This window comes from Solwaraspora sp. WMMA2065 (assembly GCF_030345075.1).
GTDB lineage: Bacteria > Actinomycetota > Actinomycetes > Mycobacteriales > Micromonosporaceae > Micromonospora_E.
Window position 1 is genome coordinate 3,640,969 of record NZ_CP128361.1, and the last position, 18,975, is coordinate 3,659,943.

Consider the following 18,975-nt stretch of genomic DNA (forward strand, 5'->3'; position numbering starts at 1 on the left):
CGCAACCCCGTGACGTTCCGGCCGATAGCCGCCGGGCGTGCCCCGGGGTAGCGCCTAGCGGCGGCGGTGATCCGGCCTTGTGGCCCGGTGGGCGAAGATCAGCTCGGTGGTGTCGCGGACCATGGTGAGCCGGTTGCTGCGGCAGGCGTCAGGGATCGCGTCGGACTCCACGAACGACGCACGGCAGTATGCGAGCCGGATCCGCACCCCGTGGTCCCTGACTCCTTTGCGGAGCACGTCGAGCAGGCCGCCGCCAGCAGTCGCCCTGTCGAGCCGCAACGCGAAGCCACGCTGGGCCTCGTTGTGGTCGCCGCCGGAGTAGGTGACGAGTTCTTCCCACTCGTCAGGCTGGGGCGCCCCGATGAACGTGGACAACTGTCGGGTGTCGAGCCCCAGTTCGGGCCGGTAGTCGGCCGGGTCGCCTTCGATCCAGCCGTCGGCGCACATCGCCGCGACGATCGCGTCGCCGAAGACCTTCTCGTGGTGGATCGCCATGCCGCCTCCCGCGCCGGGCCCGGTTTCCCGGCCGGATCCACCGCCGGAGCGTACCGGCGTACGCGGTTACCGCACAGTCACCAAACGGGTCGCGCTGCCGTCGCCTCCGTGCAGGCTCGGCACGTAGCAACACCGTGAGCAGGACGTTCCGCCAGCAGCCAAATGTAACTCTCGGCCAGTTACATTTCCACGACTCTGGTTGCATTTCGAGTTACATTTGACCGGTGCTGCCCTGCCGCTGGGTGAGTTCGGCGACGTAGGCCGCCAGGTTGCTCAGCGTCTGCTCGCCGCCCTCGATCGCGTGGTACCTCTCCACGGCCTGGTCGCGTAGCTCCCTGGTGGGGAAGACGGTACGCATCACGATCCGCGTCGCCGCACCGTCCGGCGCGAAGGCCAGGGTCGACTCGAAGGCGTTCGGGTCGTCGCGGGACTCGCCGTGCAGCAGGGCGATCTGCTGCGGTGGGACGATCTCGGTCCAGGTGATCCATTCGGAGTAGTTGGTGCCGTCCGGGCCGTGCATCACGAAGTCCCACTCGCCGCCGACCCGGAACTCGAAGGACCGCGTGGTGGTGCTGAACCCCTCCGGACCCCACCACCGTGACAGGTGCCGGACCTCGGTGAACGCCTCGAACACCAGCTCCGGTGGGGCGTCGATGACCCGGGAGATCACGATCTCCCGGTCGGCCGTCGCCGGCTCCGCCGATGTTTCCCGCTCTGCTCCTGCCATCGGTCACTGCTCCTGTCGTGTCTGCTTGAGGTCCTGCACGTAGCTGTCCAGCCGGTCGAAACTGCCGTTCCAGAACTCCTCGAACCCGCCGACCCACTCGCGGATCGGCCGCAGGCCGCCGGCGTCCAGGCCGTAGAGGCGCTGCTTGCCCGACTCGCGGACCCGCACCAGCCCCACCTCCCGGAGCACCCGCAGGTGCTTGGACGCCCGTGGCTGGCTCATCCCCAGCTCCCGGGCCAGGTCGGTCACCGGCCACTCACCCGCCCGCAGCAGCGCCAGGATGTCCCGGCGCTGCGGCTCGGCGATCGCGTTGAAGACGTCCGACGTCGTCGCTGCTCGTGCCACGGCAGCCATCATATTCCCATAACGGTATGCGTCAAGTGGGTCGCGCAGTCAAGCTGACGTCGGGCCAAGCTGTGGCCGCTGTGCTGCTATAGCATCCATGCTATGCCCCGGGGTGTCGTTTGGCTGGAACCGGAAGTAGAGAAGTGGTTGGAGAGTCTGCCGAGTGCCCTGTTCGCCCGAGCCGCGTTCTACGTCGACCTGCTGGCCGAGCAGGGGCCGCTACTGGGTGAGCCTTACACGAAGCAGCTTGATCGGAAGCTCCGTGAGTTGCGGTTCCACCTTGAGCAGCACGCGGTAAGGGTCACCTACTGGATCGGGCCTGGAAGGCGGATCATCTTGCTGACGGTCTTCTTCAAGACCCGGATGCGCGAGGAGCGGGAGATCGACCGAGCGCGGCAGGCGCTGGCGCGGTGTATCGACGAGGCACACCAGGTTGAGGGCGAGGAGGAGGTCTAGTCATGGGTGAGGGTGGCGGTTGGGCTGCGATGCGGGAGCGGCGGTTGGCTGAGCCGGGTGCCGCTGAGGCGTACGAGGCGGCGCGGTTGGCGTTCGAGCTCGGTCGTTCGGTGCGTGAGCTGCGCGAGCGTCGCGGTTGGAGTCAGACGCAGCTGGCCACGGCGTCGGGGATGACGCAGTCTGCGGTGGCCCGGTTCGAGGCTGGCGGGACCGTGCCGACACTCGTGGTGCTGGAGCGACTGGCAGCGGCGCTGGGAGTGAGCCTGAAGGTCGGTTTCGAGCCCCGCGACGCCGCTGCCTGACGAAGCTGACAGCAGATCAGTGGTGGAGTCTGCCCAGCTGCGAGATCGATCGAGGAGAAGGTGCCATGCAGGAGGTGAGGCCGTGACGAGCTACACGCGCTGGAGCGACGTCCGGAGTGCCTATGTCGAACGGGCCGGCGGCGAGGAGGCGGTCGAAGCCGGCAAGCGGGAACTGCTGGCCACCGTCGTCGGGCACCGCCTCGCCGAGGTACGCAAGGCCCGAGGCCTGACCCAGCAACAGGTCGCCGACCGGATGGGCGTCACCAAGGGCCGAGTTTCCCAGATCGAACAGGGCAAGATCTCCGGACAGGATGTCGTCGCCCGCTACGCCGCCGCGCTCGGTGGCCGGCTTCACCAGGCCATCTACTTCGACGACGGCGCCATCGCCGCGATCGCCTGACCCGCACCCCATCACCGCGTCAGCGTGAGGTAGCCGCTGATAGGTGTCCAGAGTCGGTCGACGGGCATGATGTGAATGCGGTCTTCGTAGGTGAACGAGCGTTGTCCGGTGCTGAACGCCACGCCGGCGATGAACCTGTCGCCGAGTGCGTCTCGTAGCGCTCGGAGGCCTTTGAGGTCGGCGCCCGCGACGCGTTCGTTCGCCTTGACTTCGAACGCGAGGACCCTGCCGTCGTCGAACTCAATGACGTAGTCGACCTCGTCGCCGTCGTAGGTGCGCCAGTGCCCCGTAGTTGCGTTTTCGTCAAGCCAGGAGGCCTGCTTGCGGAGCTCGCCGACGACGAAGCTCTCGAGAAGGTGCCCGAACTCCGTCAAGGCGGTCGGGTCGAGTGTGGCGAGTTTGGCGGGAGAGACTCGCATCAGCCGGGCGGCCACGCCGGTGTCGACGACATGCACCTTCGGTGATGCTGCGGCTCGCGCGCGTAGCGTCGTACCCCAAGCAGGAAGTCGGTCGACGAGGAAGAGGTCTTCGAGGAGGCGGACGTAGCCTTCGATGGTCTTGCGCTCACCTGCGAGGCCCTGGGACGCGCTGGTGAGGTTGAGTACCTGCCCGGTTCTTCCAGCCAGTCGACCCAGCAGCTCGCGCAGCATGCTGCGCTGACGTACCCGGACAAGCTCGATGGCATCGCGCTCCAGCGACTGGCGGACGTAGTCGTCGAACCAACGGTCGCGCGCGGGGCCTGTGCGGCGCAGAGCCAGGGGGAACCCTCCAGCGCAGAGTCGATCAACGTACTCCGTCCGGGTGGTCGTCGACGCTGGCCTGGCTGCGACGGTCGCGTCGGGCGCTGCGCGAAGCGCCGGCAGGAAATCTTCATGGACGCCGCTGATCTCTCCTTGTGACATGGGCCAGATCGTCATGGTGTGCAGGCGGCCGGTGAGTGCCTGCGCGGTGCGGGGCAGCGCGTCCTGGCGGGTCGACCCGGTCAACGCGGCGGTACCCGGAAGGCTGCCTTCGCGGTTGAGTCGAGCCTTCAACGCGTCGAGGATCTGCGGGGCATGCTGATACTCGTCCACGCAGAGCAGGCCCGGCGTCGTGACGGCTGTCTGCGGGTTGGCCACCACCGCGTCGCGAATGCCCACCTCGTCCAGGTCCAGAACGGGGACCCCGTGCCGGTCGGCGAGCGCGCGCAGGACCGTGGACTTGCCAACGGACCGAGGGCCGTGCAGGGCGATGACCGGCTCCACCCGGAGCAGGTCATCGAGCAGCGCAGAGACTCGCCGCTGCGCGATTCCGGCGAGTGGTTCCAGCACCCTGGCCCCCTCCGTAGCAATGAAGTACCGAATCCCAGGAGGTGAAACTACCACTATTCGAGAAGTGCGGATACCAAAATTTGAGCAACCGAGCTGCCAAATTTCGAGCACTTCACAGGGAGTCGCGGTCCAGCAGCCGGCTGGTCAGGGTCGTGGGGTGAGGCCGATGGTGGTGGCGAGGCGGGTCAGGTCGGGGGTGGGACCGGCCCGTAGGAGCGTGGCGACGACGGTGTGGGCGGTGGGTCGGGTGCGGGTTTCGGCGGGGGCGATCTGGTCGGCGGCGATGATGGCGCGGGCGGCGGCGGTGGGGTTGCCGGTGTCGAGGTAGGCGCGGGTGACGTCGATCAGGTGCGCGGCACGGTGCTCGGCGGGTAGCTCCCGCCAGCCGTGACCGGCGGTGCCGCGCTGGTGGTGGGTGATGGCCTGGTGCGGGTCGCCGAGGGCGGCGGCGAGGTGGGCGCGGGCGAGCGTGACCGTGGTCGGCCCGAAGGCGGTGGTTGTGTCGCCGTGGTCGGGGCGCCGCTGGTGGTGGCTCATGGTGGCTGCGTGTCTGTCGGCGCGGTCGGTGAGCTGGTGTGCGGTGGCGGGGTCGTTGCCGGTGGCGGCGGCGAGGGCGGCTTCGATCAGCAGGGTGCCGGCGAGGGCGTGGTCGTCGGGTGCCGGGTGGTCGGTCGTGGCCGGCGTGATGAGTGGTACGGCGGTGAGCGCGGCTCGCGTGGCGAGGGTGCTGCGGTGCAGGGCGCGGAGTGCCTGGGTGAGGGCGATGGCGGCTGCGGCGGTGTGCCGGGGGTGGCCGTTGGCGGTGGCGATGGCGCGGTCGGCGGCGAGCCAGGCGAGGTGGGGTTCGTTGAGTTTGGTCAGCAGGTGGGCGGTGAGCCGGTAGACCCGGGTGAGCAGGTACCCGGCGTCGGGGGCGTCGCTGGTGGTGGTGTAGCGGGTGTGGGTGAGCAGGTCGGGCAGCATGCGGAGTAGTTGCGGGTAGTGGGCGTGTTGGTAGGCGGTGTGGGCGTACTGGATGCGGCGGTGCAGGTCGTCGGCGGACGGTGACGGTTGGTCGGGGGTGGGGGTGTCGTAGCGGGCGAGGGCGGCGCGGAGGTGTTCGACGGCGGCCGCGACGTCGGTGGCCGGTTCGGGTTGGCTGGTGGTGGGGCCGAGGATGACCTCGGGGGTGACGCCGAGGACGGCGGCGACGGTGTGGACGACGGAGATCCGGTCGAGGGCGCGGATGCCGCGTTCGACCTTGTCGACCCAGGAGTGGGATTTGCCGATGCGGTCGGCGAAGACCTGTTGGGTCAGGCCGCGTCGGGCGCGGAGTTGGGCGATCCGCCGGCCGATGGGCTGGTCGGCGATGCGGTGGCGGCCGGGCGCGGTCATCGGTGCATGCTCCGGTGGATGGCCTCGGTGGTCGCCCCGCAGCGCGGGCACCACCGGGACTTGACCCGGAACGCGAACAGGCCGAGGAGGAAGCCGGGCATCAGGCCGGCGAACACTATCGGTAGCAGTCTGGCGATCACAAGCACTCTCACCTTCTGGCGGGGGCCGGCGGGTCGGAGCGTTGCCACGCCCCGACCCCCGACGGGTCGCCGCGTTGCCGCAGCGACACACCCTGCGGGGCTGATTCGTGGCGTATCGACTACAGATTGCAGCATCACTTGATGCATGGCAAGACTACGTTCATGATCAATGAATAGAAGCATGTCCTTAGGGGCAGACAGATGAGCAACGGTCGTGCAGAATCATGGCCATGCCTCGATTTGCCCCTGCCACTCCACGCTCCCGGCGACTCGGCCGCGATCTACGCAAGCTCCGCGAAGCCAAGGGACTGACCGGCGAGGAAGTCGCGAAGTCGGTCCGCTGCTCGTCGTCGCGGATCAGCCGGATCGAGTCCGGCGAGATCAAGCCACGTGCCGGTGATGTCATGGAGCTGCTCGTCGCCTACGGCGTCCCGCTCGACGCCGAGCCCGGCTCGTCGCTGCTGGCCCAGGCCCGCGACCTGCGCGAGGACGGCTGGTGGCAGCGCGTCGGCGGCAAGTACGCGACGTACATCGCCTACGAGACCGAAGCCGTCGAGCTGAAGAACTACGAGCCGACGCTGGTGCCTGGTCTACTCCAGACCGAGCGCTACGCCCGTGCGGTCAACATCATCGGCCGGGAGGTCGACCCGGACACGGTCAACCAGCGCGTCGCCACCCGGATGACCCGACAGGAGGTGCTGCACCGGCAACCGACCCCGCTGCGGCTGCACGCCGTCCTGTCCGAGGCGGCACTGCGCACCGAGGTCGGCGGCCCGGATGTACTCCGTGACCAACTCTCCCACCTGGTCACGCTCAGCGAGTTGCCCAACGTCACGATCCAGGTGTTGCGCTTCGAAGCCGGCGCACACCTGGCCGACAGCAGCGGCTTCGCGCTGCTCAGCTTCGAGCGGGACGATCCACCACTCGGCTACATCGAGACCCTGGCCGGTGAGCTGTTCCTTGAGTCGACCCGCGACCTGGCGCGGATCTCGGCGGCGTACGACAATCTGAGGATGCTGGCGATGTCGCCCGCCGAGTCGGTCAAGCTGATCAAGGAGCTGAGCGAGGATGGAACGTAACGCCTGGCGCACGTCGAGCCGATCCGGCAGCAACGGCCAGTGCGTCGAGGTCCGCGACCGGGGCACCCAAATCGATGTACGCGACTCCAAAGCCCCCGCCGCCGGCACGCTGACCTTCGCCCCCGCCGCCTGGACCACCTTCACCACCACCCTAAAAACCAATCCGTAAGAAACCCGCCAGCGTTCGTGCCGGCTCGCCACCCCTTCGGGGCCGGCACGAGCACGGCTTGCCCTACCTCGCGCCGCCGCCCGACCCACGATCACGAATCGCGACCAGGAACATGGACACCGAAGGCCTTGGGCCCACGACGTCGGGCTGGGTCGACGGCCGACTCGCCACAACACTCGGACGCTGGCTTCTCTTCAACAGCGCGCCTGCAGTCGATGTGTGGACTCGGCTGGGACCGTAAGATCATGGCATGACCCCCGAGTTCCCCCGCATACTGCAGGGCCTGATGGAGAACCGTCGTCTTTCGCCGAAGGCTCTCAGCTACGCATCGGGATGCGCCCGGTCCACAATCCATCAGTTGCTCTCCGGCAGAACGGTCCCTAACTTGGATTTTCTCCGGAGGGTTTCCCTCGCCCTGCAGATTCCCCTAGCTGACCTCATCGTCATTTCTGGCGTGCCGGTGGAGTCGAAATCTGATCTACCAGCACCGCACCCCGCAGCCGACGAGATCGGTCGCCTTATCGCTGCCGTAAGCCACCTGAGTCCCGCACAGGTAGAACAACTCATTGAGATCACCGGCAAAATGAGCGCACATACCCCACAGACTACCGAGGAGGAGTGAAATCATTCGAGTGATGCCCCGATGCCCCGGCCTCTTCAGATCAACTCGAACATACCGTCCACGCAGATGCTACCGCGGCGGCTTGTACTGCACCCACTTTGCACCACTCACATCAAAACCACTTGAAGTCAAAGCCCTTTGTGCGATACTTTTAAGGATCGATCCACCTGGCCAATAGTGGCCGGAGAAGTTGCCATATTTGACAATATTCCCGTCTCGCCCTACGGTAAATTCGCCCGCCATAATAACCGGCTTCCGCTGGGATGCACTTGTGTGACCAACCTCGTCGTGAGCGCTATACCCGATTGCTCGAACCGACCAATCCGGCATAACTACAAACACGTACTCTTCTCCAGGCGTAAGATTCCCGCCAGACGTCGTCCAGGAACTCTCCGGAATCCGGGCCTGCTGGTCACTGTCGGCTCCACCTTCACCTACATGCCACAGCCTAGCTGGACCTTCGCCCTCCTCGCTGCCGCAGTTGTGCACGAGGACCGGTGTGTTGCCGGCTACTACATGGTACGTGTGGACGCGGCTGATGGTGAGGTTGTGGACGGTGGCTCGCGGGGTGGTCCAGCGGTGGATTGCGGTGATTTGTACCCAGGTGCCGGAGCTGGTGTGGAGCCATTGACCGGGTTGGAGGTGGGTGGCGTCGATCCACTCGTCGAGTTCGGGGACCCAGAAGGGGTGTCCGTCGGTGGCGGTGATCTGGGCGACACCGGGGTCGCTGTGGCCGTTGGTGGTGTCTGGGTCTCTGCCCTCGTCGTCGTGCTGGCCGTCGGTGTCGATGGTGATAGTGACGAGGTGTTTGACGCCGTCGCCGGTGATGGTGGCGGTGACGGTCTCGATGCTGGTGGTGCCGGTTTCGGGGTCGGTGGCGATGACCTTGTCACCGGGCTTGACCTGCTCGATCGGCGTGGTGGTGCCGTCGGCCATCAGGACCTTGGTGCCGGGGGTGAAGCTGTTGTTCAGCGGGCAACTGTCGGCGGGTTTGTCTCCTCCGCCGCTGGATCCGCCGTTGGAGCGTGAGCTGGCGCCGGTGTTGCCGCCGGGTTTGGAGCTCGCCTTGCCGCTCCCGCCTCCTGCGCTGGCCCGGCCGCCGCCTCCGCTGCTGCCGGCGGTGGAGGCTTTGGGGTTGGTTTTGGCCTGGGCCTGTTTCTGGACGGGGTTGCCGGTCTTCTTCGACGCGTTGACAGCTTTGTTGCTGGTGGTGTTGGCCTTGTCTGCGGCTTTCTTCGCGGCGGCCTGCGCGGCGCGTTTCGCCCGCTCAGCGGCCGCCTTCTTCGCGTTCAACGCGACGGTCTCGGCGGCGCGGGCCGCCCGCAGCACCGCCTGGGCGGCCGTTTTCGCTTTCTGCCAGGCCCTGATCGCGGAGAAGGTACGTTCGACGGCCTTGACGATCCTGCCGAACGCTTTGAACAGTTTGAAGGCGGGCACGAACTCGGTGATCAGGTCGACGCAGGACCACACGTCGCCGCCGAAGCAGCCCAGCGCGGCGTTGAGGCCGATGAACTCCTTGAGCACGTCCCAGGCCACCGACAGGATGACCGACGTCATGGACCGGCCCGCGGCCGACCGGGCCTGGGCGACCTGCGCGGTGGACAGACCCGCACCGGCCAACGCCGCCGCCCGCTCCGACGCGGTCAGGCTGATCGACAGACCCGACGGGTCGGCGTGGGTGACCGGGTTGTTGTGCGCGTACGCGTACCCGTTGGACTGCAACGGGTCCGCCACATCGAGGACCGGGTCGGCGGACAGGAACCGGCCCACCACCGGGTCGTACAGGCGGGCCCCCAACGGGGTGTAGCCGGACGCCTCGTCCGGGGTCGCGCCCAGGAACCCGGCCCGGGTCTTCAGATTCGTGGCCAGCACGTCGACCGCGCGGGGGTTACCGAACGGATCCCGCTTCAGGATCCGTACCGGCATCCCCGACAGGGTCGAACCGACCTCCGCGTACGGGCTGCCCTGATGATCGGCCGCGACCGCCGCCAACTGGACCGACGCCGACCCGTAGGCGTACCGCAGCATGCCGCCACCCGGCACCGCGTAGCTGCGCTGACTGTTGACGTTCACCCCACCAGCGGCCACCGTGACCACCGCGTCGGCCAGGTGCAGCGTCGCCCGCCGGTCCTGCACGGTCAGCAACCGCGCCCCGTCCGGACCGTAGACGTGCCGGGTCTCGTCCTGCGCCGACCACACCTGACCGGTCGCGGCAGCATCACACACGGCCAACACGACCGGCGTCGAGTTCACGGTCGCACCACCATCGACCGCCAGACACAGACCGGACCCGGTGTGCCGCAACTGCCCGGCCACCGTACGGGTCAACCGCTGCGCCGCGGTGCCGTCACACACACGCAACTGGACAGCCGACCCGGCCGTGTCCCCGTCCGGCTGGACACACCAGTCGTCGTACACCCGCAACGTGCCCAGATCGGAATCCGGCTGCCCGTCCACCACCGTGAACGACCACCGCTGCGCCGTCGTGCCGTTGCACTCGTACAACTGCACCTGCTGACCGGCAACCGCGAACCCCGCCTGCAGGTCCAGGCACTTACCCACCACACCCACATAGGCGGTCCCGCCGCCACCGCCCTGACCGGCGATCCGCTCCACCTGACCGTCGTAGGTCCAGGTCAGCTCCTGCACATCACCGGAAGACACCGACCGCACCGACCGCGTCTCACCGGTTGCCTCGTACAACCGCTCGGCCTCGGCCGTCACCTGCGCACCCGCCGGCGTCACATAATCCTTACGGACCGACGTCAACGTGCGCGGCTGCGACCCGTCCGCGCCGCCGTAGCCGTACGTCGTCGTCGCGTCCTTCCCGGTGTCACCACCGAGGTCCTTCTCCACCAGCTCCGACCGGTTACCGAGCAGGTCATAGGAGTACTCCTGCCAGTAGCCGGCCCCGTCCGGACCCGCCGCCACCGACGCGGCAGCCGGCGCCACCGCGCACGAGGTCTGGTCGGCAGCCGTCCACGCCTCGGTCAGCTGGCCCAGCGGGTCGTAGCCGAAACACTGCCGTTCCTGAATGCCGGCCGCGTGCTCCCGGATCGCGGTGACGTTACCGGCCGCGTCGTAGCCGTACGACCGGTGCGACACCAGGTTCCCGCCGACGATCGCCTGATCACCGGTCTGCTCCCGGAACACCCGCTGATCGGTCAACGCGCCACTGGCGTCGTCGTACGACGCCGTCGTCCACACCCGGTGCGGCTGCGCGCCCAACGTCGACCGGAGCACCTGCCCGTACGGCGAGTAGACCGTCTCCGCGCCGTACCAGTCCTGCCCGGACACCGACAGCGGCAACCCGTCGGCCGTGTACCGGACCAGCACCTGCTCGGCCGGCATCCGACCGACCGCCGGCAGGTCGACCGACGCCGGCAGCCCGGTGTCGGTGTACGCGTAGCCGTACGTGTAGGACTCCGCCAGACCCCACATGTCGGCGACCGACTGCGGCAACGTCAACGTCGTCGACGTCGGCTGGTAGTCGTCGGTGTAACCACCGACCTGCTGCGTGTACGCCAACCCGTCGGTGTAGCGGGTCGCGGCCGCCGGCAGCCCGATGCCACCCGGCGCGGTGTCGTAGCCGTACTCGGCCAGCAACGTCCCGCCCGGCCCGTCGAGCCGCTGCTGCGTCGGCCGGGACAGTTCGTCGTAACCGTTCCACACCGTCACGCCACGCGCGTTCGTCGAGGTCAGCGGCCGGTCCCGGTGGTCGTACGTCAGCGTCGTGCTGCCGGAGTCCGGGTCGTTGGCGGTGACGAGCCGGCCGCGCTGGTCGTAGCTCCAGGTCCACGGGCGGTCCGGGTCGGCGGAGTGGGTGGCCGACGCCAGCTGGCCGCGCGGGTGGTAGCCGTACCGCATGGTGGTGAACTCGGTGCGCGCGGCGTCGGTGAACGTGTCGACCCGGACGGTGCGGCCGATGGCGTCCGAGTAGGTCCGGTACGACGGCGAGCCAGCCGGGTTGATCACGGTGGAGTGGTCGGTGCCGTACTCGTAGCGGGTTGCCCGCTCCGGTGCTTCCGTGCCGCGCAGCACCGGCATCTCGGTGACGACCCGGCCGAGACCGTCGTAGGTGTAGCGGGTGGCGTTCGGCACGGCGGTGTCGGCGAGCGGGGTGAACAGCCCGCCGCTCGGTGCACCCTCGGCGTAGTAGGCGTTGTTGGTCTGCCACACCTCACCGGAGGTGTTGTAGAGCGTGTCGCTGATCAGCCGGCCGCCGCCGACGGCTTCCTGCTGGCTCTGCCGTTCCCGGCCGAGCCCGTCGTAGAGGGTGACGGCGGTTTCGACCCGGTTCTCGTGGCCGCGGCTGCGGGTGACCACGTACGGCGGTTTGCCGGCCGGCAGGTGGTATTCGGCGCTGAAGTCCGGGACCGCGCCGGCGGTCGGGGTCCGTCCGGGCGCCCAGACTTCGACGAGCCGGCCGAGCGGGTCGTAGGTCGACTGGCTGACGTGCCCGTTCGGGTCGGTGCTGCGTACGGCGACACCGCGACCCGGGTCGACCTCGACGGTCTGTTCGTGGCCGAGCGAGTTGCGTTCGACGACCTCGTAGGCCTGCCCGGTGGCCGGTTCAAAGGTGGTCGTCGAGGTCCTACCGTCCGGATCGGTGCGGGACACCACCCGGCCGATCGCGTCGAAGGCGACGGTGCCGTCGCTCTGGAAACCGGACCCGTCGGCCTTCAACGACCAGGAGCCGGTGACCAGGGCCCGGGTCGACGCGGCGAGGGCGGTGCCGTACGGCTGGCCGTCGTAGCCGACCCGGCTGGCCGAGCTGAGTGTGGTCAGGTCGTCGAAGTCGGCGTCCGCGCACAGCGTCGGGCTGGTCCGCAGCTGGCGGGTCATCCCGATGACGTGCTGGTCGGCCCGGTGCAGGTAGTCGACGTACGTGCAGGACTCGTCGCCGGGTCGGCCGGTGTCGCCTCGGGACTCGACGTGCGTGGGCAGCCCGTACATCGTCTCGTAGGTGGTGCGGGCTTCGACGACCCGTTGGGTGCGGGTGTCGTCGCCGGTCCCAGAGGATCGGGTGTACGTGATCTGCCGGGGTTCGGTGACCCGCCAGGCGCGTAGCGGGCTGAGCCCGTCGTCGCGGTCCCGCCGGGCGAGTTCGGTGGCGGCCGGCACGGTAATGCTGCGGGTCAGCCACGCCGCGTCGGCGTCGTCGGCGCTGGTGTAGGTGAGTTCCTCGGCGATCCGGCCGGCGAACGGCTCGGCGTCGGAGGCGATCAACACGCCGTCGATGTCGTGGACGTCGACGGTGTCGCCCAGGCCGCGGAAGTACCGGGTGACGGACTTGCTCCGGCGGCTGCCGACGGCCGGGTCGTCGTCGCCGGTGATCACGGTGACCTGGCCGAAGCCGGCGAACCGCGAGTAGGTGCGGGTGGACTTCTTGGTGAACTCCTGCTCCGCGAGTTTCCAGCCGGCGTCGGCGTAGGAGTACCGGGTGACGGTGGGGTAGGCGCCGTCGACGGCGGGCAGTTCCTCGACGGTGTCGACGACGTACTTGTGGAACCAGTCGATGTCCTCGACTGCCGGGTCGGGGTGCCAGTAGGACGGGTAGCAGAGCCGGGTGTTGGCCTTCAACGCGGCGGTGTCGTTCTTGCCGGGCAGGCCGGTGCCGGTGTCGCAGGCCCCGGTCGGCTGCTTGTACGTGACGATCGTTTCGCCGCCGTACTCGTTGATGACCCGGCCGATGCGCAGCCGGGAGAAGTTGGGCCGGTCGTCGCGGCGTACCCGGTTGGGCATGTCGTCGGGGTTGGCTTCGAACCGCACCGCGTTGAGGGCGATCTTGTCGTCGGGGTTCCCGCTGCGGCCGTAGCCGGTGCGGGTGACCGACTCCAGCCACAGTGCCGTGTTGAGCCCGGTCCGCAGGATCGGGAAGGACTGCTTGAGCCGGTATTCGTCGACGGTCTGCAGTGCGGTGGAGCCGGGCTGCCGCTGCGCTGAGGTGGTGATCCGGTCGAGGCGTTTGCGGGTGAAGAACGCCGGGGAGGCGTTCCAGCACTTCTGCCCAGCGGTGCAGTGCAGGTCGGCCGGGGTGTCGTACCAGATCCGGTAGTTGCTCGGGTCGGTGCTGGTGAAGTTGGCTTCGGTGCAGGTCAGCGAGCCTTCAGCGAAGCAGCGTTCGGCGACGGTGAAGGAGACCCGGGCCAGCGGCGCGGCCGAGTAGACGCTGTCGGCGCGCTGGCCGTAGTCGATCCGGGTCAGGTAGCCGCCCCGGTCGTAGCGGACCGGGTCCTTGAAGTTGAAGTTGCGGGCGTAGTAGTTGGTCTCCTTCGCCCACCACAGGCTCATCGCGTTGCCGTGGACGTCCTCGACGTAGTCGAGGGACCAGCGCCACGCCTGGGTGCAGGCCGACCCGGCCCAGTTGCCGACCTGGTAGCAGGGTTCACCCGGGTGGTTGCCGTAGACGGGGGCGGTGAGCACCGAGTTGGTCACCGGGTCGCCGGACGACCAGCCGGGCAGCCGGTGCCGACCGAACCAGTGCCGGGTGCCGTCGCGGGTGGTGACCACCCAGTACTCGCCGTCGGCGTCGCCGTTGGCCAGCCCGGAGTCCTTGAGTAGCTGCACCTTGGAGCCGTCGCCGTTGGCGGTGATCCAGGTTTGCTCGTCGTCGTCGAGGACAAGTTCGGTGGTCATCCCGCCCAGCGACAGGGTGGCGTTGTTCGACCCCCAGCACAGGTCACCGGTGCGGTGGCTGGCGTTGTTGGAGCCGGCCTTCTTCGAGTCCTGCCGGCAGTTGGCGTAGCTGCGGGTGATTGACCCGGCGGCGTAGTCCCAGCCGTCGCCGATCCAGGAGGCCTGGTTGTTGGTGGCCGAGGTCCGCCCGTCCACCGACTGCGACGAGTACGACAGGTTGACCTGCGGCATCAGCCCGCCGGAGGTCTCCGGCACCTGCACCTGGTAGCCGTAGGTGAACGCGCCGGAGGAGGAACCGGCCGCCCAGGAGCCGGAGGAGAGCAGCGGGGTGGCGGTGTAGTCGCCGGCCGCTGACGCGCCGGTGTCCAGTACGCCGACCACACTCGACGACGTGGCGGACGTGGTGGCCCGGCCTGCTGCGGGCTCGCCCGCCAGCAGCGCGCTGACCGGGACGGTGCCGCGGACCACGCGCCGGGTCGACGCCACCGAGACCTGGCTCGGTGCCGGGGTGAACTCGCCGGTCCCGGTGATGCCGGCACCGCCGGCCTGTGGTCCGGCGCTGCGGCCGGTGCTGCCGTCGGCGGTGGCGCAGTCGCCACTGTCCGGGGCGTCGTAGACGCATTCGGGCAGCAGCAGGAAGCCGAACCGGTCGGCGGCCTGCGGCCCGTACAGGTCGGCGAAGGTGGTGTAGTCGACGGTCAGCGCGACCTCGGCGGCCGGGTCGGCGGTGGCCGGCGGGGTGATCTTCATGATCAGGCCGGCGACACCGGCGGCCTGGGACGCCTCGGGGGCGGCGAGGCCGACAGCCCAGCTGCCGGCGAGATCGGCCGGGTCGCCATCGGACGGTACGCCGAGCGCGACCGGCAGGTCGTCGACGGGCAGCGTCTCACCAGCGGCCAGACCGGTGAGGTCCACGGTGCCGTCGCCGGACTCCCACGGGGTCACGGCCTGCGGTTCGTACGGCACCACCGGTACCTCGTCGGCGGTGGTCAGGTCGGATTCGGCTGACTCGTCCTGGCCGACCAGTTCGGCGTCCGGGATGTCCGGCAGGTCGACCTCGATCGCTTCGCGGCTCATTCCCGGGCCGGGTATCGCCCACGCCTGCGCGGGCAGGACCGTCACCACCATGACCGCCGTCAGCAGGAGCGTGCCGCCCCGGCTGGCAAGCCGTCGGCCGAGCCGGCGTGCTCTGGTACGGGTGGCTCGGTCACCGGCGGCTCGGCGGTCCAGCTGCCAGGACTGTGGACCGGTTCCACGCATGCGCGTCGACTCCCAGGCGCGAAGAGAAGGTGCGGACGGACCGCGAGAGCACACGCCGGGTGTGGGGCACGGTCGTGAGCACTCTGCGTCAAGTTGATCTGACACTCAAGTGAGCGGCAGGTTGACGGCAGGGATCTGAGTGAACTGCGTCACTGGTCAATCACGACCTGTGGTGGCAATCTGCACACAAGGCGTAGAGATCTTGAAATCGCAATACATGGATGAGTTGCCACTAGCAAAAGCTGACAAAGACTCGTATTCCGGCGCGGGTGGCGATGCGCACCAGTGGGATATAACAGGTTAGTAACGTTAAAGAGGGGCGCGTCGACAGTGGTGTCCGTGCGATCGTGTGCGGACTTCTGCCCCGTGGCCGCCGAGCGGGCGCAGTGGTGTCCACATCGTCCCTGCCCACCGGGTCCCACGGGAGTAGACCGCAGTGACCGCGCCTCGCCTGCTCAGCCCATTCACGCGTACGCGCACCAGGCTCACCCTGACCGTCGGTCTGCTGGTGGTCGCGCTCGTCGCCGCGACGCTGCCCTGGCTGCGGTCCACCATCGACCGGCTCGTCGCCCCGGACCCGGCACCGTCGGCTGGCCCGCTCGACGACTCAGCGGCCCTGGCCCAGGCCCGCCGCACCGGTGAGGAGGTGCTGATCGACACCGCGACGACCGCCACCTCACTCACCTGGGCCAGACCGGACGGGCAACTGCGTACCACCAGCCACGCCATCGCACAGCGGGCCCGCGACACCACCGGGCAGTGGGCGGAACTCGACACCACCCTCACCCGCACCGGTGCGGCCGACCAGGGCCGGGCCGACGGAGCCGGCCGCAGCCGGGTCACCGACGACGCCGACGGTCTCGGCGTACGGCCGGTCAACGCCCCGGCGCCGGTCCGCTTCTCCAGCGGCGGACCGGCCGCCGACCGGTACGCGGCAGCGGACGACCAACCCGCCGACACCACCGACACCACTGACCGGGTGCTGGCCGAGCTGGACCTCGACGGTCACACCATCACGTACACCTGGCCCGGTCCGCTACCCGAGCCGGTGCTCGACGGCCCCCGGGCGCTCTACCCCGACGTGCTGCCCGGCGTCGACCTGCTGATGGTGGTACGCGACGACGGCGGCGTCGCCCAACTTCTGATCGTCAAGACGCCCGACGCGGCCACGGTGGACTCGGTCCGCCAAATCAACTACGGCCTGCGGTCGGCGACCGCTGTCTTCCAGCACGATCCGGTCACCGGCGGGGTCCGGATCCTCGACCCGGCCGACGACGAGGAGATCAGCTCCATCCCCACCCCGTTCGGCTGGGACTCCTCCGGACGCAACACGGACGACCCCGACTCGCCCCCGCGTACCTCGGTGGCCACCACGACCGACGTGCTGAGCCTGTCCGGCCTCAGCGGTGCCGAGCCGGGCTCCAAGGTCGGCCAACTGCCCAGCACACTCGACGGTGACGGCACCGGTGAGGCGCGGCTGCGGCTGGACGCGGCGGCCAGCGGACTGCTGGACGACCCCGATGCCCGGTTCCCGATCTTCCTCGATCCGACGATGCGCAGCACCACCCAAGCGTGGGCGACCATCTACAGCCAGCACCCGAATACCAACACCTGGAACGGCACCAACTTCAACAACGGCAGCACCGTCGCTCGGGTCGGCTACGAGGAGGAGACGCCGCTGCGCGCCCGCACCTTCTGGCGGATGGGATTCAACAGCAGCATCGAGGGCGCCACGGTCAGTTCGGCGAGTCTGCGGCTGCTGAACAACCATTCGTGGAGCTGCCAGGCCCGGGAGATGCGGCTGTGGCTCACCGGTGCGATCTCCTCCGGCACCACCTGGAAGAAGCAGCCGGACTGGATCTCCGAGCAGCAGCGTCGGTCGTTCGCGCATGGCTACAGCAACCAGTGCGCCGACGCGTACGTCAGCTTCGACGTGCAGCAGGGGGCCCAGGCCGGCGCGACCAACGGCTGGTCCCAGATCACCTTCGTCATGCGGGCCACCGATGAGGACGACACCCACACCTGGCGCAAGTTCCAGGTCAGTGCGACCGAGCTGACCGTGGTCTACAACCGCAGCCCCAACGAGCCGACCGCCGGCACCATCACACCCGGCGGAAACTGCGCCCCCGGGCCCGGCGGCGGCACCCTCGTCGCCCGGACCAACCTGGTGCTGGCCGCCACTGGTTCAGACCCGGACGGAAACCTGCGCGGGCTGCGCTTCCGCTTCTGGCCCACCGGCGGCACGGTGCCCGCCGGGACCCTCGTCACCAGCCTGAGCAGCGGCCGGGGCAGCGTGACGATCCCCGCCACCAGCCTGGTGGACGGCGTCACCTACTCCTGGGACGTCCGGTCTGAGGACACCGACGGTGCGACATCGTGGTACTTCCCGCCAGGTGATCAACCCTGTCGGATCACGATCGACGCCAGCGCGCCACCGGCTCCGGCCGTCACCAGCGACGTGTTCCTGGCCGCCACCCCGGACGGAGCGACCTGGGCAACGGTGAAGTTCGGCCAGACCGGTCCGGTCACCTTCACCGCCGCCGACGCCGCCCAGTTCAGCTACGCGCTCGGCGGGCGTGAGCTGACATACGTGACCGCCAACTCCGGCACGGCGACCGTGCCCGACCTGCGACCCCGACACTCCGGCCCGACCACCCTGCAGGTGTACGCGTACGACGCGGCCGGCAACCGGAGCGCCCGTACCGACCACACCTTCTACGTACCGCCTCGCGACACCGCCGACGGGCCGGGTGACACCGGCGGTGACGGACGACCCGATCTGACGATCATCGACGCCGACGGCAATCTGCGGACCTATCCCAGCGACACCGACGGAGCCCTGTACGGATCCCTGGCGGCGTCGTACAGCGTCGATGGCCAGCTCGACCCGGCTGGTCACTGGTACGACCCGGCGACCTCCCAGGTCGCGCTGCTCACCAAGTACGGCGACGCCTTCCCCGGCGACGGCGTGACCGATCTGTTCGTCCGCACCCCCGACGGCGGCTTCTGGATCTACCCCGGCGACGGGTACGGCAGCTTCGACGTCGACGACCGGATCCGGGTGCGGTTGCCGGCCGACGCACCGGACCCGGCCATCTGGACCCAGCTCAAGGCCGTCGGGGACATCACCGGGGACGGTCACCCCGACCTGGTCCTGCGGGCCGGCCCCGCATTCTGGACGTTGAGCGGCTACACCGGAGCCAGCTTCCAGCAGGCGACCCTGATGGAGGGCACCGCCTGGGCCCGGCGGGAAATCGTCAACGTGGCCGACATCGACCAGGACGGCACCCCGGACCTACTGTGGCGCGACTTGGACAACGGCAGAATGTCTGTGCGGCACGGCCTACCTGGCACCGTCGCTGGTAGCGTCGACCTGCACTCGTTGAAGTTGGCCATAAACTCCCGCGACGGTGACGTCTCCTTCGGCACCGGCTGGTCGGCCGCGAGCGTCGACCTGGTGATCGGCGTCCCCGACGTCAACGGCGACGGCATACCCGACATGTGGGCCCGGTGGACGTCGGACGGACAACTGCGGGTCTACCATCCCTCCACCTCCGCCGCAGGCACCGCCGTACAGGTTCTTTCAGATGCGGCCTATCCGGGCGTCAAGGGCCTCGGCTGACCGCCGCATCGTCGACGTCCGTTGCCGATCTGCAA

The 18,975-nt window shown here is 68.9% G+C and carries 14 protein-coding genes; 7 read left to right on the plus strand and 7 right to left on the minus strand.

The features are described 5' to 3' along the window. Window positions 1-54: 54 nt before the first annotated feature. The 3 genes from O7610_RS16500 to O7610_RS16510 form a co-directional block, all read right to left on the minus strand. Window positions 55-495: a hypothetical protein gene (locus tag O7610_RS16500; protein WP_289211313.1), complete on the minus strand. Its 441-nt coding sequence runs from the start codon at window positions 493-495 to the stop codon at window positions 55-57. A 211-nt stretch (window positions 496-706) separates the two neighbouring features. Beyond that, on the minus strand, window positions 707-1,222 hold the full coding sequence (locus O7610_RS16505; RefSeq protein WP_289211314.1) for an SRPBCC family protein: 516 nt from the start codon (window positions 1,220-1,222) through the stop codon (window positions 707-709). Between the two features lie 3 nt (window positions 1,223-1,225). Further along, entirely contained in the window at window positions 1,226-1,567 is a 342-nt protein-coding gene (locus O7610_RS16510) for an ArsR/SmtB family transcription factor (protein WP_289211315.1), read from the minus strand. Window positions 1,568-1,669: 102 nt separating this feature from the next. On the opposite strand from O7610_RS16510, the gene O7610_RS16515 reads away from it, so the two are divergent. From O7610_RS16515 to O7610_RS16525, 3 genes are all read left to right on the plus strand, one after another. Then, window positions 1,670-2,023, plus strand: coding sequence for a type II toxin-antitoxin system RelE/ParE family toxin (locus O7610_RS16515; protein WP_289211316.1), 354 nt, complete (start codon window positions 1,670-1,672; stop codon window positions 2,021-2,023). Window positions 2,024-2,025: 2 nt separating this feature from the next. Next, a complete protein-coding gene (locus O7610_RS16520; RefSeq protein ID WP_289211317.1) occupies window positions 2,026-2,325 on the plus strand; it encodes a helix-turn-helix domain-containing protein in 300 nt (99 codons plus the stop codon). Between the two features lie 82 nt (window positions 2,326-2,407). After that, complete coding sequence (locus O7610_RS16525) at window positions 2,408-2,725, plus strand: helix-turn-helix domain-containing protein (RefSeq protein WP_281551638.1); 318 nt, start codon at window positions 2,408-2,410, stop codon at window positions 2,723-2,725. A gap of 11 nt (window positions 2,726-2,736) precedes the next feature. Here the strand turns inward: O7610_RS16525 and O7610_RS16530 are convergent, their stop codons facing one another. From O7610_RS16530 to O7610_RS16540, 3 genes are all read right to left on the minus strand, one after another. Next, window positions 2,737-4,035, minus strand: coding sequence for an ATP-binding protein (locus O7610_RS16530; protein ID WP_289211318.1), 1,299 nt, complete (start codon window positions 4,033-4,035; stop codon window positions 2,737-2,739). 144 nt (window positions 4,036-4,179) lie between these two features. Beyond that, window positions 4,180-5,409, minus strand: coding sequence for a helix-turn-helix domain-containing protein (locus tag O7610_RS16535; protein WP_289211319.1), 1,230 nt, complete (start codon window positions 5,407-5,409; stop codon window positions 4,180-4,182). Then, window positions 5,406-5,549 (minus strand): hypothetical protein, encoded by a 144-nt coding sequence (locus O7610_RS16540; protein WP_289211320.1) that lies wholly within the window; start codon window positions 5,547-5,549, stop codon window positions 5,406-5,408. Before O7610_RS16540 ends, O7610_RS16535 begins: the two co-directional genes overlap by 4 nt. A 230-nt stretch (window positions 5,550-5,779) precedes the next feature. Between O7610_RS16540 and O7610_RS16545 the strand changes: the two genes are divergently transcribed. The 3 genes from O7610_RS16545 (at window position 5,780) to O7610_RS16555 (ending at window position 7,419) form a co-directional block, all read left to right on the plus strand. Further along, window positions 5,780-6,628 (plus strand): helix-turn-helix domain-containing protein, encoded by an 849-nt coding sequence (locus O7610_RS16545; RefSeq protein ID WP_282233727.1) that lies wholly within the window; start codon window positions 5,780-5,782, stop codon window positions 6,626-6,628. Beyond that, window positions 6,618-6,797 (plus strand): DUF397 domain-containing protein, encoded by a 180-nt coding sequence (locus tag O7610_RS16550; RefSeq protein ID WP_282233726.1) that lies wholly within the window; start codon window positions 6,618-6,620, stop codon window positions 6,795-6,797. The genes O7610_RS16545 and O7610_RS16550 overlap by 11 nt, the downstream gene beginning before the upstream one ends. 250 nt (window positions 6,798-7,047) lie before the next feature. After that, window positions 7,048-7,419, plus strand: a complete 372-nt coding sequence (locus O7610_RS16555) for a helix-turn-helix domain-containing protein (RefSeq protein ID WP_282233725.1) — start codon at window positions 7,048-7,050, stop codon at window positions 7,417-7,419. A 69-nt stretch (window positions 7,420-7,488) separates the two neighbouring features. On the opposite strand, the gene O7610_RS16560 is transcribed toward O7610_RS16555, so the two are convergent. Then, complete coding sequence (locus tag O7610_RS16560; RefSeq protein ID WP_289211321.1) at window positions 7,489-15,318, minus strand: ricin-type beta-trefoil lectin domain protein; 7,830 nt, start codon at window positions 15,316-15,318, stop codon at window positions 7,489-7,491. A 436-nt stretch (window positions 15,319-15,754) separates the two neighbouring features. Here O7610_RS16560 and O7610_RS16565 point away from each other — a divergent pair, with 436 nt between their 5' ends. Beyond that, on the plus strand, window positions 15,755-18,940 hold the full coding sequence (locus O7610_RS16565) for an FG-GAP-like repeat-containing protein (protein ID WP_289211322.1): 3,186 nt from the start codon (window positions 15,755-15,757) through the stop codon (window positions 18,938-18,940). Window positions 18,941-18,975 lie beyond the last annotated feature (35 nt).

Bases quoted from the DNA above. Each gene is read 5' to 3' on its own strand.
- O7610_RS16500 (WP_289211313.1), bottom strand. From the start codon at position 495: ATGGCGATCCACCACGAGAAGGTCTTCGGCGACGCGATCGTCGCGGCG.
- O7610_RS16505 (WP_289211314.1), bottom strand. From the start codon at position 1,222: ATGGCAGGAGCAGAGCGGGAAACATCGGCGGAGCCGGCGACGGCCGAC.
- O7610_RS16515 (WP_289211316.1), top strand. From the start codon at position 1,670: ATGCCCCGGGGTGTCGTTTGGCTGGAACCGGAAGTAGAGAAGTGGTTG.
- O7610_RS16520 (WP_289211317.1), top strand. From the start codon at position 2,026: ATGGGTGAGGGTGGCGGTTGGGCTGCGATGCGGGAGCGGCGGTTGGCT.
- O7610_RS16535 (WP_289211319.1), bottom strand. From the start codon at position 5,409: ATGACCGCGCCCGGCCGCCACCGCATCGCCGACCAGCCCATCGGCCGG.
- O7610_RS16545 (WP_282233727.1), top strand. From the start codon at position 5,780: ATGCCTCGATTTGCCCCTGCCACTCCACGCTCCCGGCGACTCGGCCGC.
- O7610_RS16550 (WP_282233726.1), top strand. From the start codon at position 6,618: ATGGAACGTAACGCCTGGCGCACGTCGAGCCGATCCGGCAGCAACGGC.
- O7610_RS16555 (WP_282233725.1), top strand. From the start codon at position 7,048: ATGACCCCCGAGTTCCCCCGCATACTGCAGGGCCTGATGGAGAACCGT.
- O7610_RS16560 (WP_289211321.1), bottom strand. From the start codon at position 15,318: ATGCGTGGAACCGGTCCACAGTCCTGGCAGCTGGACCGCCGAGCCGCC.